The following is a 17,004-nucleotide window of genomic DNA, read 5'->3' on the forward strand; positions in this document are numbered from 1 at the left end:
ACTGATCAGAAACTATCGTCAGTGAATGCTCGGCAGATACACTTCCTGACAACCCATGCAGACAATGATGATCGAGCACTCGATACGTGCGCTTGAACACTTCACGGGCCCTCATTTACACGCAGTGATGACGAGAACGCCATGGCCGGGCTGATTCCCCAGAGCTTTATTGACGACCTTCTGAACCGCACCGACATCGTCGATGTTGTCAGCTCACGCGTACAACTGAAAAAAGCCGGCAAAAACTACACTGCCTGCTGCCCGTTCCATAAAGAAAAAACCCCATCGTTCAGCGTCAGCCCCGACAAGCAGTTCTATTACTGCTTCGGTTGCGGCGCCGGCGGTAACGCCCTTGGCTTCCTGATGGACCATGACAACCTGGATTTCCCCCAGGCCGTCGAGGACCTGGCCAAAGCCGCCGGCATGGAAATCCCCCGCGAAGAAAGCGGCCGCCCGCACAAACCCAGGCAGCCCACCGACTCGCCGCTCTATCCGCTGTTGACGGCCGCTGCTGATTTTTATCGTCAGGCGCTCAAGAGCCATCCGCAGCGCAAGGCCGCCGTCGACTACCTCAAGAGCCGCGGCCTTACCGGTGAAATCGCCCGCGACTTCGGCCTGGGGTTCGCCCCGCCGGGCTGGGACAATCTATACAAGCACCTGAGCAGCGATACCCTCCAGCAAAAAGCCATGATCGATGCCGGCTTGTTGGTGGAGAACGCCGAAACCGGCAAGCGCTACGATCGCTTTCGCGACCGCGTGATGTTCCCGATCCGCGACAGCCGTGGCCGTATCATCGCCTTTGGTGGCCGTGTGCTCGGGGACGATAAGCCCAAGTACCTGAACTCCCCGGAGACCCCGGTGTTCCACAAGGGCCAGGAACTCTACGGCCTGTTCGAAGCGCGCAAGAACAACCGCAACCTCGACGAGATCATCGTGGTTGAAGGCTACATGGACGTGATCGCCCTGGCCCAGCAAGGCCTGCGCAACGCAGTGGCAACCCTCGGCACCGCCACCAGCGAAGAACACTTGAAGCGCCTGTTTCGCGTGGTGCCCAGCGTGCTGTTCTGCTTCGACGGCGACCAGGCCGGCCGCAACGCCGCCTGGCGAGCGCTGGAGGCCACGCTGTCGAGCCTGCAGGACGGGCGCCGCGCACGCTTCCTGTTCCTGCCCGAAGGCGAGGACCCGGATACACTGGTGCGCTCGGAAGGCACCGACGCGTTCCGTGCGCGCATCAATCAACATGCGCAACCACTGGCAGATTATTTTTTCCAACAACTGACCGAAGAAGCCGACCCGCGCTCCCTCGAAGGCAAGGCCCATATGGCCACCCTCGCCGCGCCGCTGATCGACAAGGTCCCGGGCGCCAACTTGCGCACCCTGATGCGTCAGCGCCTGCTGGAAATCACCGGCCTGAGCGGCGAAGCCGTAAGTCAGCTGGTGCACAGCGCACCACAGGATGCGCCGCCGGCCTACGACCCCGGCATGGATTACGACGCCATGCCGGACTATGCCGACTTCCACCAACCCCAGGAGGCCTTTGCGCCCCAGCAGGAGTGGACGTCGAAGAAACCCGGCGCAGGCGGCAAAAAATGGGACAAGAAACCCTGGAGCAAAAACGGCAAGCGCGGTGATCGCGATGAAGCCTACGCTCCACGCACGCCGGTGGCGGTAGAAGCCCCGACACTTATTGCGCTGCGTACATTGATTCACCACCCGCAATTGGCGGGCAAGGTTGAAAGCGCCGACCATTTTGCCAACGAGAGCAATACCTATGCCCAGGTGCTTATTGCCTTGATAGAGGCGGTGCAAAAAAATCCTAAGCTAAACTCAATTCAGCTGATGGCTCGTTGGCACGGCACGGAACAAGGCCGTTTATTGAAAGCCCTGGCGGAAAAGGAGTGGCTAATTGACGGCGATAACCTTGAACAACAGTTTTTAGACACCATTAATAGGTTATCTACGGGTCAACATACGCAGACCCTAGATGAACTCATCAAGAGAGCCAGGCAGCCGGGATTGTCGGCTGAAGAGCAAATTCAGATAGCAAAACAGATGCGTGACCTCTTAAAACAGAATGTTTCCGCATCAAACCCGACCTCAGCTGGCGTGTGAGGTCATAGCTCGGGTATAATCCTCGGCTTGTTTTTTGCCCGCCAAGACCTTCAGTGGATAGGGTGTTATGTCCGGAAAAGCGCAACAGCAGTCTCGTATCAAAGAGTTGATCACACTAGGTCGTGAGCAGGGTTACCTGACTTACGCGGAGGTCAACGACCACCTGCCTGAGGATATTTCAGATCCAGAGCAGGTGGAAGACATCATCCGCATGATTAACGACATGGGGATCAACGTATTCGAAGTCGCGCCAGATAAGGACTCCCTTATGCTGGCCGACGCTGATACCGACGAGGCCGCCGCTGAGGAAGCTGCTGCCGCGCTGGCTGCAGTAGAGACCGATATCGGCCGCACGACGGACCCTGTACGCATGTATATGCGTGAAATGGGTACCGTCGAGCTGCTGACACGCGAAGGCGAAATCGAAATCGCCAAGCGTATCGAAGAGGGCATCCGTGAAGTGATGGGCGCAATCGCGCACTTCCCTGGCACGGTTGACCACATTCTCTCCGAGTACACTCGCGTCACCACCGAAGGTGGCCGCCTGTCCGACGTCCTGAGCGGTTATATCGACCCGGACGACGGCATTGCGCCGCCTGCTGCCGAAGTACCGCCGCCTGTCGACCCGAAAGCCCCTAAAGCAGACGACGACACCGACGACGATGAGGCTGAAGCCAGCAGCGACGACGAAGATGAAGTCGAAAGCGGCCCGGATCCTGTTGTCGCGGCCCAGCGTTTTGGTGCGGTTTCCGATCAAATGGAAATCACCCGCAAGGCTTTGAAGAAGCACGGTCGTGGCAACAAGCAGGCAATCGCCGAGCTGGTAGCCCTGGCTGAGCTGTTCATGCCGATCAAGCTGGTGCCCAAGCAGTTCGAAGGCCTGGTTGAGCGCGTTCGCAGTGCCCTTGAGCGTTTGCGCGCCCAAGAGCGTGCAATCATGCAGCTCTGTGTGCGTGATGCGCGTATGCCGCGTACTGATTTCCTGCGCCAGTTCCCGGGCAACGAAGTTGACGAAAGCTGGACCGACGCACTGGCCAAGGGCAAGGCGAAATACGCCGAAGCCATCGGTCGCCTGCAGCCGGATATCATCCGCTGCCAGCAGAAGCTGATCGCGTTGCAGACCGAAACCGGTCTGACGATTGCCGAGATCAAGGACATCAACCGTCGCATGTCGATCGGTGAGGCCAAGGCCCGCCGCGCGAAGAAAGAGATGGTTGAAGCGAACTTGCGTCTGGTGATCTCCATTGCCAAGAAGTACACCAACCGTGGCCTGCAGTTCCTCGATCTGATCCAGGAAGGCAACATCGGCCTGATGAAGGCAGTGGACAAGTTCGAATACCGTCGCGGCTACAAGTTCTCGACTTATGCCACCTGGTGGATCCGTCAGGCGATCACTCGCTCGATCGCCGACCAGGCCCGCACCATCCGTATCCCGGTGCACATGATCGAGACCATCAACAAGCTCAACCGTATTTCCCGGCAGATGTTGCAGGAAATGGGTCGCGAACCGACCCCGGAAGAGCTGGGCGAACGCATGGAAATGCCTGAGGATAAAATCCGCAAGGTATTGAAGATCGCTAAAGAGCCGATCTCCATGGAAACGCCGATTGGTGATGACGAAGACTCCCACCTGGGTGACTTCATCGAGGACTCGACCATGCAGTCGCCAATCGATGTTGCCACCGTTGAGAGCTTGAAAGAGGCGACCCGCGACGTACTGTCCGGCCTCACTGCCCGTGAAGCCAAGGTACTGCGCATGCGTTTCGGCATCGACATGAATACCGACCACACCCTTGAGGAAGTCGGTAAGCAGTTTGACGTGACCCGCGAGCGGATTCGTCAGATCGAAGCCAAGGCGCTGCGCAAGTTGCGCCACCCGACGCGAAGCGAGCATCTGCGCTCCTTCCTCGACGAGTGATACCAGAACCCCCGGCCCAGGCCGGGGGTTTTGTTTTGCATAGATAAAATTCTTTGCAACGCCCCTCCTCTGAAATGCCCGTCTACACTCGAATCATTCCCCGTGCCATAACGAGACCGTTATGCCCAGATTGCCGACCGTGTTACTACTGTCGCTGCTGACCTGGACCGCAACGGCTGGCGCGTTGACTCTTACGGATGATGAGCGTAGCTGGTTGACGGACCATCAGGAGCTGCGCCTTGGCGTGGACGCGTCCTGGCCCCCCTTCGAGTACCGTGATGAAAACAGCCGTTACCAGGGCCTGGCCGCTGATTATGTACGCCTGATCCAGGACCGCCTGGGCGTGCGGATCAAGCTGGTCGAGCCAGCCAACTGGACCGCAGTGCTTGAACAAGCCCAAAGCAACCAGCTCGACCTGCTACCGGGCATCATGTCCACCCCGGAGCGCCAAAGCTTCCTGGCCTTCACACGTCCCTACCTGGACTTTCCCATTGTCATCCTTGCCCATGAAGGTGGCGCGAAACCACGCAACCTCAAGGATTTGTACGGACTGAAAATTGCCGTAGTGGAAAACTACGCGCCCCATGAGTTGCTGCGTACCCATCATCCGGACCTGAATCTCGTCGCAATGCCCAACGTCAGCTCGACGCTGCAAGCCCTGGCCACCGATGAAGTGGATGCGGTAGTCGGCGACCTGGCCTCCAGTGTCTGGAGCCTGCGCCAACTCAAACTCGATGGTTTGTACGTCAGTGGTGAAACGCCCTACCGCTACCAACTGGCGATGGGCGTCCCGCGGGATGAAAAAATACTGGTGGGCATCCTGGACAAAGTCCTCGCCGACCTAAGCCCGGCCGAAACCGATGCGATCCAGCAACACTGGGTCGGCAGCTTCACGGATCACCGCACACTCTGGGCAGACCTGCTGACGTACGGTCTGCCAGCGGTATTGCTACTGAGCACCGTGTTGGCAGTAGTGATTCGGATCAACCGCCGGCTCAGCTCGGAAATCTCCCGTCGGGTCGCCCTTGAGCAAGAACTGCGTAGCAGCGAATACCACTATCGTGGCCTGGTGGAAAGCTTGTCTGCCATTGCCTGGGAAGCGAGCATCAGCGATTTCACCTACAGCTATGTGTCACCCCATGCCGAAGACCTGCTCGGCTATCCCCGCGCCCATTGGCTGATTCCTGGATTCTGGCGCAATATTATCCATCCCGCCGACCTGACCCGAGCCGAGGCGTATTGCTACAGGGAAACCCGTGCCAACCGCGATCATAGCGTCGACTACCGAGTGATTACCGCTGATGGCCGCTGCCTGTGGGTTCGCGATATCGTCAGCCTGATCGAACATGGCCATGAGCCAGTGCTACGTGGCTTGATGATCGACATCAGTGAAGCCAAACGCACCGAGGAAGCCCTGCAACTGTCCGAGCAGAAGTTTGCCTCAGTGTTTCAGCAATGTCCGGACATCCTGGTGATTGCGCGGCTGTCCGATGGCTGCTTGCTGGAGGTCAATAAGGCATTCGAGGACCAGATTGGCCTGAGCGCCAACGAGGTCATAGGCAAAACCGCTACGGAACTGAATATATGGGGCATTCAAGGGGTAGAACCGGACTTGCTGCACCGGGTGCAGACCACCAGTATCCGCAATCTGGAAATGCAATTTCACCGCAGCAACGGCCAGGCATTTACCGGGCTGATCTCGGCTGAGCCCTTCCAACTCGATACCACCGAAGCGCTGGTAGTGGTGGTGCGCGACATCACTCAACTCAAGGAAACCCAACAGCGGCTGCAAACCTCCGAAGAGAAATTTGCCAAGGCGTTCCATGCCTCCCCTGATGGCCTGCTGCTGAGCCGCCAGAGCGATGGACTGCTGATTGAGGTAAACGAAGGTTTCAGCCACCTGACCGGCTTCACCAGCGCCACTTCACTTGATCAGTCAACTTTGGACCTGGGTATCTGGGTCGACCTCAACGAACGTAAACAGCTGCTGGAGTTAATGCGACGCGACGGCTTTGTCCGCGATTTCATTTGCCGTATTCGTCGCGCCGACGGCCAGATTCGTCTCTGCGAGGTGTCCAGCCGCCCTCTACCGATCGGCGACGACGATTGCATGCTGACCATCGCCCGGGACATCACCGAACGCCAGTTAATGCAGGAAAAATTGCAACAAGCCGCCACGGTCTTCGAAAGCACCGCCGAAGGCGTGTTGATCACCGACACCCGCCAGAACATCAGCGCCGTCAATCGCGCCTTCAGTGAGATTACCGGCTACAGCGAGGCCGAAGCCCTCGGCCATACCCCGCGCCTGCTCGCCTCCGGCCTGCATGACAGCGCTTTCTATGCGGCCATGTGGCACCAACTGACGGCCCATGGCCACTGGCAAGGTGAGATCTCCAACCGCCGCAAAAACGGCGAGGTGTACCCAAGTTGGCTGACCATCAGCGCCGTGCGTAACCACGACCAATTGATCACACATTTCGTGGCCGTGTTTGCTGACATTTCCAGCCTCAAGCTGGCCCAGGCGCGCCTGGATTATCAGGCCCACCATGATCCGCTGACCGGCCTGCCCAACCGCACCCTGTTCGAGAGTCGGTTGCAGGCCGCCCTCAACGGCCAACAGGAAAGCGGCAAACAGGGAGCGGTGTTGTTTCTCGACCTGGACCGCTTCAAACACATCAATGACAGCCTAGGCCACCCGATAGGCGACCTGCTGCTCAAAGACATCGCCGTACGCCTCAAGGAGCAACTGCGGGACGTGGACACCGTGGCCCGCCTGGGTGGCGATGAATTCATCATCCTGCTTCCCGGTTTGCAACAGGCCAGCGATGCCCAGCACCTTGCGAATAAACTGCTCGATTGCTTTACACCGCCGTTCCAGGCCGCAGAGCACGAGTTCTTTATCAGCGCCAGTATCGGCACCAGCCTGTATCCACAGGACGGCACCGACGTCGCCACCCTGGTCAAAAACGCCGATGCCGCGATGTACCGCTCCAAAGCCAAGGGCCGCAACCGGGTCGAACACTACACCCGCGACCTGACCGCCCAGGCCAATGAACGCGTAGCGCTGGAACACGAGCTGCGTCGCGCCATCGAACGTGACGAATTGAGCCTGTATTACCAACCCAAGCGCAGCCTGGTGACCCAGGAACTGATCGGCGCCGAAGCGTTGATACGCTGGCACCACCCGACCTTGGGCGAAGTCCCGCCTGAACACTTCATTGCCCTGGCCGAAGAGAACGGCATGATCCTGCAGATTGGCGACTGGGTACTGGAACAGGCCTGCCGCCAGCTGCATGTATGGCAACAGGCTTTCGACGATTTCGGTCCACTGTCGGTCAATCTTGCTGGCGCTCAATTGCGGCACCCCAAGCTGCTGTCACGCATCGAACAGTTGCTGCGCGATTACCGCCTGGAACCCGGCTGCCTGCAGCTGGAGATCACCGAAAACTTCATCATGAGCCAGGCCGAAGAAGCCCTGGGGGTGCTGCACCAACTCAAGCGCCTGGGTGTCCAATTGGCAATCGACGATTTCGGCACCGGTTATTCTTCCCTCAGCTACCTCAAGCGCCTGCCCCTGGACTTCCTCAAGATCGACCAATCCTTCGTCCGCGGCCTGCCCGATGACCCCCACGACGTCGCCATCGTGCGCGCCATCATCGCCCTCGGCCACAGCATGCAATTCACCATCATCGCCGAAGGTGTGGAGAACACCGCACAGCAAGCCTTCCTCGCCGCAGAAGGGTGCGAACAGATGCAAGGCTACATCGTCAGCCTGCCCCTGCCACCGGCGCTTTTTGCCGCAAACTTCCTTCGTACAAGGCAGGAGGATTTTTCGGATGGCACACTGAAGAAACCATCGTTATAATCCGCGGCCTACTGAGGGCCTATAGCTCAGTTGGTTAGAGCAGGGGACTCATAATCCCTTGGTCGTAGGTTCGAGTCCTACTGGGCCCACCAAACAAGAAAGCCGCGCATTGCGCGGCTTTTGCGTGTCTGGCGTAGCAGTTCTTTCAGCCGGACCAAGCCTGTACCATGCTTGCTCATTGCCGTCCGCACTGGAGCCTCCCCTTGTCCCCCCTAGACGAAATCGACCGCCAGCTCATCGCCGCCTTGCAGCTCAACGCTCGCGAAAGCGTGGCCATGCTCGCCCGGCAGTTGGGCATTGCGCGCACCACGGTGACGTCGCGCCTGGCACGCCTGGAGAAAACCCAGGTGATCACCGGTTACGGCGTGCGCCTGGGCCAACGCGTTGCAGATGGGGGGTTACAGGCTTATGTGGGGATTACCGTACAACCGCGTTCCGGCAAAGAGGTGCTGCGCAGGCTGAGTGCCATGGCGCAAGTACAGCAGTTGTGCGCGGTGAGTGGCGAGTTCGATTATGTGGCCTGGCTGCGCACCGATTCGCCGGAGCAGTTGGACCAGTTGCTCGACCAGATCGGTACTGTCGACGGTGTGGAAAAAACCACCACCTCGATCATCCTCAGCAACAAACTGGATCGCGGACAAGCAATCTGACCACTGGCTTCGTCAGATTGACAAAAATCAGTGCAATCCGACGACACATTGCGTCTTATTAACGAGCGCAACGCTCCCTAAACTGGCTGCCATCTTTTCCTATACTCAACGGGCCATATCCCGCCGAGCCGTCAGTAAGGTCAGCCATGAGCATTCCGTCCAGCACCATCAGCAAGACCAATCGCCACCCCGCAGACGGCAAGAAACCCATCACCATTTTTGGTCCGGATTTCCCGTTTGCCTTTGATGACTGGATCGAACACCCCGCCGGGCTGGGCAGTATTCCCGCCGCCCACCATGGCGCCGAGGTGGCGATCGTGGGGGCCGGTATCGCTGGCCTGGTTGCAGCCTACGAGCTGATGAAGCTGGGCCTCAAGCCGGTGGTGTATGAAGCCTCGAAGATGGGTGGGCGTTTACGCTCCCAGGCGTTTGAAGGCGCCGAGGGCATCATCGCCGAGCTGGGTGGCATGCGTTTTCCGGTGTCGTCCACCGCGTTCTACCATTACGTGGACAAGCTGGGCCTGGAGACCAAACCCTTCCCCAATCCACTGACCCCGGCGTCCGGCAGTACCGTGATCGATCTGGAAGGCCAGACCCACTACGCACAAAAACTCTCGGATTTGCCGGCTCTGTTCCAGGAAGTGGCCGATGCCTGGGCCGATGCCCTGGAAGCCGGCTCGCAGTTCGGTGATATCCAGCAGGCGATCCGCGACCGCGATGTACCACGCCTCAAGGCTCTGTGGAACAAGCTGGTGCCGCTGTGGGATGACCGTACCTTCTACGATTTCGTTGCTACCTCCAAGGCCTTCGCCAAATTGTCGTTCCATCATCGCGAGGTGTTTGGCCAGGTCGGTTTCGGCACGGGTGGCTGGGACTCGGACTTCCCCAACTCCATGCTGGAAATCTTCCGTGTGGTGATGACCAATTGCGATGACCATCAACACCTGGTCGTCGGCGGCGTGGCGCAAGTGCCCATGGGCATCTGGCGCCACGTGCCGGAACGCTGCGCCCACTGGCCCGCCGGCACCAGCCTCAGCTCGCTGCATAGAGGCGCACCACGGGCAGGCGTGAAACGCATTGCCCACGCCGCCGACGGCCGTTTCGCTGTCACCGACAACTACGGCGACACCCGTGAATATGCCGCGGTATTAACCACCTGCCAGAGCTGGCTGCTGACCACCCAGATCGAATGCGACGAAACCCTGTTCTCGCAAAAAATGTGGATGGCCCTGGACCGCACGCGCTACATGCAGTCATCGAAAACCTTTGTGATGGTCGACCGCCCATTCTGGAAAGACAAAGACCCGCAGACCGGTCGCGACCTGATGAGCATGACCCTCACCGATCGCCTGACCCGCGGCACCTATCTGTTCGATAACGGTGACGACAAGCCGGGCGTGATCTGCCTGTCCTACTCTTGGATGAGCGATGCGCTGAAAATGCTGCCCCAGCCTATCGATAAGCGCGTCAAGCTGGCCCTCGACGCGCTGAATAAGATCTACCCGAAAGTCGATATCAAGGCGCGCATCATCGGCGACCCGATTACCGTATCCTGGGAAGCCGACCCGCATTTCCTCGGCGCGTTCAAAGGCGCCCTGCCCGGTCACTATCGCTACAACCAGCGCATGTATGCGCACTTCATGCAGAAGGACATGCCCGCCGAACAACGTGGGATCTTCATCGCCGGCGATGATGTTTCCTGGACCCCGGCCTGGGTGGAAGGCGCAGTACAGACCTCGCTCAATGCGGTCTGGGGCATCATGACCCACTTCGGTGGCAGCACCCACCCAGAGAACCCGGGGCCAGGTGATGTGTTCGATGAAATCGGGCCAATCGCCCTCGCCGAGTAAGGAGTTGACCATGCGTGTCGCCCTGTACCAATGCCCGCCGCTGCCGCTGGATGTGGCCGCCAACCTCCAGCGCCTGCACCAGGTAGCCCATGAAGCGTGCGACGCCGATGTGCTGGTGCTGCCGGAGATGTTTCTCAGCGGCTATAACATCGGCGCCGAAGCCGTTGGTGCCCTCGCTGAGGCGCAGGATGGCCCGTCGGCACAGGCGATTGCCGAACTGGCGCAGAGTGCCGGGCTGGCGATTCTATACGGCTACCCGGAGCGGGCCGAAGATGGCCAGGTCTACAACGCCGTGCAGTTGATCGACGCCCAGGGCAAGCGCTTGTGCAACTACCGCAAGACCCACCTGTTTGGCGACCTCGATCACTCGATGTTCAGTGCCGGTCCGGATGATTTCCCCGTGGTGGAATTGAACGGGTGGAAGGTAGGCATGCTGATCTGCTATGACCTTGAGTTTCCGGAAAACACCCGGCGCCTGGCCATGGCCGGTGCCGAACTGATCCTGGTGCCCACTGCCAACATGGTGCCGTTCGACTTTGTCGCCGACGTCACTGTGCGTGCACGAGCCTTCGAGAACCAATGTTTCGTGGCCTACGCCAATTACTGCGGGCATGAAGGCGATATTCAGTACTGCGGGCAAAGCAGCATTGCCGCGCCGGATGGCCAGCGAATCGCCCAGGCCAGCCTGGATGAAGCATTGATTGTCGGCACGCTGGATCGTCAATCGATCCTCGACGCCCGCGCCGCCAATTACTACCTGCACGACCGTCGCCCGGAACTCTACGGCGCACTGCACAAGCCCTGACCCGGTGGGTTTGCTAGCATAGGCACTTCCCATGCCTCGGAAGTGCCCATGCCTGCGCCGGTTCACCCTCACCCTATCCACCTGACCCTGGCCAATGGCCTGCGGGTTGCCCTGCGACATGCGCCGCGCCTGAAACGTTGCGCCGCGGTTTTACGGGTGGCTGCTGGCAGTCATGACGTGCCATTGGCCTGGCCGGGGCTGGCGCATTTTCTTGAGCATCTGCTCTTTCTCGGTACCGAGCGCTTTCCGGCGGGCGAAGGGCTAATGGCCTATGTGCAACGCCACGGTGGACAGGTCAACGCCAGCACCCGTGAGCGCACCACTGATTTCTTCTTCGAATTGCCGGTTTCGACCTTTGCAGATGGGCTGGCACGCTTGGCGGATATGCTGGCCCATCCACGTTTGACACTCGATGATCAACGGCGTGAGCGCGAAGTGCTGGAGGCGGAGTTTGTGGCCTGGTCCCAGGATGCCCAGGCTCAACTACAAGTGGCATTGATGAAGGGACTGGCGGCGGATCATCCGCTACGAGGTTTTCACGCCGGCAACCGCGACAGCCTGCCGGTGGAAAGTGACGCCTTTCAGCACGCCCTGCGCGACTTCCACGGGCATTTCTATCAAAGTGGGCAGATGACCTTGAGCCTTGCCGGCCCACAATCGCTGGCAGACCTGCAAGCCTTGGCCCAGCAGTTCAGTGACGAACTGACCCCGGGGCCACTGCATCCGCAAGCCGCTCCCCCCGCCTTGATGCACGGCCCAGCACACAGCTATCAACACATTGCCAATCAGCACCTGCATCAGATCATCACCTGTAACGCCCCACGCCAAGCGCTGGAGTTCCTCTGCACCTGGCTCAACGCTTCGGCACCAGGCGGGTTGCTCGCGCAGCTCAAAGCACGACAATTGGCCACCGCAGTGCACGCGTCCGTGCTGTATCACTTCGCGGGCCAAGCGGTGCTGGATATCGACTTCGCCCTCGATACCAGGAATGAATCGGCCACGCAGATTGAAGCGTTGCTGTACGACTGGCTGAGTTTTTTCGCACGCAGCGACTGGACAGCCTTACGCGAAGAGTTCGCCTTGCTCAACGCTCGTCAACAACAGGTCCAAGGCGCCCTGGCATTGGCTCGCAACGATAGCGAAGGCCTTTCGGAGCAAGGCGTCACAGCCCTCAAGGCCATGCTCGATGCACTGCACCTGCCTGCCTTTGAGCACAACTGGCAGCTGCCACCGAACAACCCCCTGCTGCGCCCGCCAGCCAAGGAAGAACGCGCCGGCCTGATCCGTGGCCAAACCAGCGCCCACCGTGGCTTGCGTAGCTTTGCCCAGGATCGCTCACGGGGTCGCAGGGAGCTAACGGCGTTGATATTCAGCCAGGCGTTGGCGGATGACACCGACGAAGGCGCGTTGTACCTGCACTGGCGGTTTGACGCTGGCGTTCCCACCGGGCTCGAACCCGCGCTGCAGTCGTTGCGCGAACATGCTCGCCAGGCGGGCGTCGAGTTGTCTTGCGAAACCATTGCCAATGATTGGCTGGTGAAAATGCATGGTCTTCACGAACCGATGCCGGCGGTGCTCGAAGAACTGGCACGTTGCCTGAACAGGTGCGATGAACCGCTATCCCCGCCCGAACCTGTGCCGCTGATCGCCATTCGTGAATTGCTCAAGGCGTTGCCTGCTTGCTGCGCCGGGGTGCAGCCCGAGCCCTTGGAAGCACAAGCGTCGTGGTCTGGCGCACGCTGGCAGGGGCTGGGCTCTGGCCTACCCACCGCGAGTCAAGCGGCAATCAAAATCGCAGCCGCCCATTTGCCAGGGCAGCCGGCGAACATCCCGTATACACCTCAGCCAATCGACGGCCAACACCTCTGGCACGAGGTCAACACCGACTCCAGCGAAGCCGCCTTGTTGCTGTTTTGCCCAACGCCGAGTCTATCGCTGGTCGATGAAGCCACATGGCGGTTACTCGGGCATGTGCTCCAGGCGCCGTTCTATCAGCGTTTGCGAGTCGAGCTGCAAATCGGCTACGCCGTGTTCAGTGGTATCCGACAAATCAACGGGCAAACCGGCCTGTTGTTTGGCGTGCAATCGCCCAGCACGTCCCTGGACGGGATTGTCGAGCAACTGCATACCTTCCTGGGGCAACTGCCGTCCTTGATCGAACGCAGTCCAGTCTTGGGCAACCAGGCCCTGGCGCAGCAGTTCACAGCCCAGGCACTGCCCGTCAGCCAAGCCGCCGACTTGCTTTGGCACGCGCACCGGGCGGGTCATTCGTCGGGATACCTGGATCAACTTCATCATCTGATTCAAAGCCGCACACGCGAGGACTTGCAACGCGCAGCCCAGCAGCTCAATAACGCTGCTGGCGGCTGGCGCTGCGTGGCGAACGGGCCGCATGTCAACGATGATTGGCAAGCTGCGCAATGATCATTGCCAACCCTGCAACAGGCTTTTTCCACCCAGACAGCGCTAACTTGAAAAGAATTGCGTAATATTCCCTGGCAATATCTGAACATCTCCAATGGGAGGTGGACTATATGTATTACTTGGTAGTGAACGTCCCATCCCTTGATAGGAGTAAGAATATGACCTGGTCCAAACCTGCTTACACTGATCTGCGTATCGGTTTCGAAGTCACCATGTACTTCGCCAGCCGTTGATTGGCTGAGTAATACAACGCCTCGGTTCGCCCGAGGCGTTTTTGTTTCGAGCTTTGCCTGATGGAGCGATCATGTTTGTCCAGATTCTAGGTTCCGCCGCCGGCGGTGGCTTCCCGCAGTGGAACTGCAACTGCGTGAACTGCGCAGGTTTTCGCGATGGCAGCCTACGGGCCCATGCGCGCACCCAGTCGTCCATCGCGATCTCCGACGATGGCGTGAATTGGGTACTGTGCAATGCGTCGCCGGACATCCGTGCGCAACTCCAGGGTTTTGCGCCCATGCAACCCGGCCGCGCCCTGCGCGACACCGGCATCAGCGCGATCATCCTGATGGACAGCCAGATCGACCACACCACCGGCCTATTGAGCCTGCGCGAAGGCTGCCCACACCAAGTGTGGTGCACCGACATGGTCCATGAAGACCTGAGCACCGGCTTCCCGTTGTTCACCATGCTGACCCACTGGAACGGCGGCCTGGCCTGGAACCGCATCGAGCTGGACGCCAGCTTCACCATCCCGGCCTGTCCCAACCTGCGTTTCACCCCGCTGCCGTTGCGTAGCGCTGCACCGCCCTACTCGCCGCACCGCTTCGACCCACACCCAGGCGACAATATCGGCCTGATCGTCGAAGACCTGCGCACCGGCGGCAAGCTCTTCTACGCCCCAGGCCTGGGCAAGGTCGACGCACCGTTGCTGGACATCATGGCCGGCAGCGATTGCCTGCTGGTGGACGGCACAATGTGGGATGACGATGAAATGCAGCGTCGCGGCGTCGGCACCCGTACCGGACGCGAGATGGGCCACCTGGCACAGAACGGCCCTGGCGGCATGCTGGAAGTGCTGGAGCAGTTGCCCAAGCAGCGCAAGGTGCTTATCCACATCAACAACACCAACCCGATCCTCGATGAAGACTCTCCCGAGCGAGCCGAGCTGGTGCGGCGCAATGTCGAAGTGGCTTACGACGGCATGAGCATTGAATTGTAGGAGCGACCAAAATGACTGATACAGCGTTGACCACGGCTGAATTCGAAGCAGCCCTGCGAGCCAAGGGCGCCTTCTACCATATCCATCACCCCTATCATGTGGCGATGTACGAAGGCCGCGCCACCCGCGAGCAAATCCAGGGCTGGGTCGCCAACCGCTTCTACTATCAGGTGAATATCCCGCTGAAGGACGCCGCGATCCTGGCCAACTGCCCGGACCGGGAGATCCGCCGCGAGTGGATCCAACGCCTGCTTGACCACGACGGCGCCCCCGGTGAAGACGGCGGTATCGAAGCCTGGCTGCGCCTGGGCCAAGCCGTGGGCCTCGACCCGGACCAACTGCGCTCCCAGGAACTGGTGCTGCCCGGCGTACGCTTTGCGGTGGACGCCTACGTCAACTTCGCCCGCCGCGCCAGCTGGCAGGAAGCCGCCAGCAGCTCGCTGACCGAACTGTTCGCGCCGCAGATCCACCAGTCGCGCCTCGACAGTTGGCCGCAGCATTACCCGTGGATCGACCCGGCCGGCTACGAATACTTCCGCACCCGCCTGGGCCAGGCCCGTCGCGACGTGGAACACGGCCTGGCGATTACCCTGCAGCACTACACCACCCGTGAGGGACAGGAACGAATGCTGGAGATCCTGCAGTTCAAACTGGACATCCTGTGGAGCATGCTCGATGCCATGAGCATGGCCTACGAACTCAAACGCCCGCCCTATCACAGCGTGACCGAGCAGCGGGTCTGGCATAAAGGGATCGCCCTATGAACTTTGATCGCAGCAAAAAACCGACCTGGCGCCAGGGCTATCGCTACCAGTACGAACCCGCGCAGAAAGGCCATGTGTTGCTCTACCCTGAAGGCATGATCAAGCTCAACGATAGCGCCGCATTGATCGGTGACTTGATCGACGGCGAGCGCGACGTGGCAGCGATCATCGCCGAGCTGGATAAGCAATTCCCCGGTGTGCCTGAGCTCGGTGAAGATATCGAGCAATTCATGGAGGTCGCCCGTGCTGAGCACTGGATTACCCTTGCCTGAAAAACCAGAGGTCGGCTTGCCGCTGTGGCTGCTGGCCGAGCTGACTTACCGCTGCCCGTTGCAGTGCCCGTATTGCTCCAATCCGCTGGATTTTGCCGAGCAGGGCAAGGAGCTGAGCACCGAGCAGTGGATCAAGGTGTTTCGCGAAGCCCGCGAGATGGGCGCCGCGCAGCTGGGTTTCTCCGGCGGTGAGCCGCTGGTGCGACAGGACCTGGCCGAGCTGATCGCTGAAGCCCGCAAGCTGGGCTTCTACACCAACTTGATCACCTCCGGCATTGGCTTGACCGAGCAAAAGATCAGCGACTTCAAGAAAGCCGGCCTGGATCACATCCAGATCAGCTTCCAGGCCAGCGACGAACAGGTGAACAACCTGCTGGCCGGTTCGAAAAAGGCCTTCGCGCAAAAGCTGGAAATGGCCCGTGCGGTGAAAGCCCATGGCTACCCTATGGTGCTGAACTTTGTTACCCACCGGCACAACATCGACAAGATCGACCGCATCATCGAGCTGTGCATTGCGCTGGAGGCAGATTTTGTCGAACTCGCCACTTGCCAGTTCTATGGCTGGGCCCAGCTCAACCGCGTGGGCTTGTTGCCGACCCGGGAACAACTGGTGCGCGCCGAACGCATCACCAACGAATACCGCGCCAAGCTGGAAGCCGAAGGGCACCCGTGCAAGCTGATCTTCGTGACGCCGGACTACTACGAGGAACGCCCGAAAGCCTGCATGAACGGCTGGGGCAGCATCTTTCTGACCGTGACACCGGACGGCACTGCCCTGCCCTGTCACGGCGCCCGACAGATGCCGGTGCAATTTCCCAATGTGCGCGACCACAGCATGCAGCACATCTGGTACGACTCGTTTGGCTTCAACCGCTTTCGTGGCTACGACTGGATGCCCGAGCCGTGCCGTTCATGCGATGAAAAGGAAAAGGACTTCGGCGGCTGCCGTTGCCAGGCCTTCATGCTGACCGGGGACGCCAGCAATGCCGACCCTGTGTGCAGCAAGTCCGAGCAGCACGGCATCATCCTTCAGGCACGGGAAGAAGCCGAACACGCCACCCAGACCATCGAGCAACTGGCCTTTCGCAATGAGCGCAACTCACGGCTCATTGCAAAAGGCTGAGGGCC

Annotated in this window: 12 protein-coding genes and 1 tRNA gene; all 13 read left to right on the forward strand. The window is 59.9% G+C overall.

Going from position 1 to position 17,004, the window contains the following annotated elements:
• Positions 1 to 141: 141 nt before the first annotated feature.
• The 13 genes from dnaG (at position 142) to pqqE (ending at position 16,999) form a co-directional block, all read left to right on the forward strand.
• Positions 142 to 2,112 carry a DNA primase gene (gene dnaG, locus QYQ93_RS26615; protein ID WP_043049722.1) on the forward strand — a complete coding sequence of 657 codons (1,971 nt, stop codon included), beginning with the start codon at positions 142 to 144 and terminating at the stop codon, positions 2,110 to 2,112.
• A 67-nt stretch (positions 2,113 to 2,179) separates the two neighbouring features.
• The gene (gene rpoD / locus QYQ93_RS26620; protein WP_046069802.1) at positions 2,180 to 4,030 is read left to right on the forward strand and encodes an RNA polymerase sigma factor RpoD; all 1,851 of its coding nucleotides are present in this window, start codon (positions 2,180 to 2,182) and stop codon (positions 4,028 to 4,030) included.
• A 121-nt stretch (positions 4,031 to 4,151) separates the two neighbouring features.
• Positions 4,152 to 7,895: an EAL domain-containing protein gene (locus QYQ93_RS26625; protein ID WP_338475843.1), complete on the forward strand. Its 3,744-nt coding sequence runs from the start codon at positions 4,152 to 4,154 to the stop codon at positions 7,893 to 7,895.
• A 15-nt stretch (positions 7,896 to 7,910) separates the two neighbouring features.
• Positions 7,911 to 7,987 (forward strand) — tRNA-Ile (locus QYQ93_RS26630).
• 111 nt (positions 7,988 to 8,098) lie between these two features.
• Complete coding sequence (locus QYQ93_RS26635; RefSeq protein ID WP_338475844.1) at positions 8,099 to 8,545, forward strand: Lrp/AsnC family transcriptional regulator; 447 nt, start codon at positions 8,099 to 8,101, stop codon at positions 8,543 to 8,545.
• Between the two features lie 167 nt (positions 8,546 to 8,712).
• A complete protein-coding gene (locus QYQ93_RS26640; protein WP_043049753.1) occupies positions 8,713 to 10,395 on the forward strand; it encodes a flavin monoamine oxidase family protein in 1,683 nt (560 codons plus the stop codon).
• A 10-nt stretch (positions 10,396 to 10,405) separates the two neighbouring features.
• Entirely contained in the window at positions 10,406 to 11,200 is a 795-nt protein-coding gene (locus QYQ93_RS26645) for a carbon-nitrogen hydrolase family protein (RefSeq protein ID WP_043049726.1), read from the forward strand.
• 48 nt (positions 11,201 to 11,248) lie between these two features.
• On the forward strand, positions 11,249 to 13,624 hold the full coding sequence (gene pqqF, locus QYQ93_RS26650) for a pyrroloquinoline quinone biosynthesis protein PqqF (RefSeq protein WP_338475845.1): 2,376 nt from the start codon (positions 11,249 to 11,251) through the stop codon (positions 13,622 to 13,624).
• A gap of 158 nt (positions 13,625 to 13,782) precedes the next feature.
• A complete protein-coding gene (gene pqqA, locus QYQ93_RS26655) occupies positions 13,783 to 13,857 on the forward strand; it encodes a pyrroloquinoline quinone precursor peptide PqqA (RefSeq protein ID WP_003194766.1) in 75 nt (24 codons plus the stop codon).
• 71 nt (positions 13,858 to 13,928) lie between these two features.
• Complete coding sequence (gene pqqB / locus QYQ93_RS26660; RefSeq protein ID WP_014720194.1) at positions 13,929 to 14,840, forward strand: pyrroloquinoline quinone biosynthesis protein PqqB; 912 nt, start codon at positions 13,929 to 13,931, stop codon at positions 14,838 to 14,840.
• A gap of 11 nt (positions 14,841 to 14,851) precedes the next feature.
• A complete protein-coding gene (gene pqqC / locus QYQ93_RS26665; protein WP_043049727.1) occupies positions 14,852 to 15,604 on the forward strand; it encodes a pyrroloquinoline-quinone synthase PqqC in 753 nt (250 codons plus the stop codon).
• Positions 15,601 to 15,876: a pyrroloquinoline quinone biosynthesis peptide chaperone PqqD gene (gene pqqD, locus QYQ93_RS26670; protein ID WP_338475847.1), complete on the forward strand. Its 276-nt coding sequence runs from the start codon at positions 15,601 to 15,603 to the stop codon at positions 15,874 to 15,876. The genes pqqC and pqqD overlap by 4 nt, the downstream gene beginning before the upstream one ends.
• Positions 15,869 to 16,999, forward strand: a complete 1,131-nt coding sequence (pqqE, locus tag QYQ93_RS26675; protein ID WP_043049729.1) for a pyrroloquinoline quinone biosynthesis protein PqqE — start codon at positions 15,869 to 15,871, stop codon at positions 16,997 to 16,999. Before pqqD ends, pqqE begins: the two co-directional genes overlap by 8 nt.
• The last annotated feature ends 5 nt before the right edge of the window (positions 17,000 to 17,004 follow it).

It is taken from the genome of Pseudomonas khavaziana (assembly GCF_036704165.1).
Taxonomy (GTDB): domain Bacteria; phylum Pseudomonadota; class Gammaproteobacteria; order Pseudomonadales; family Pseudomonadaceae; genus Aquipseudomonas; species Aquipseudomonas khavaziana.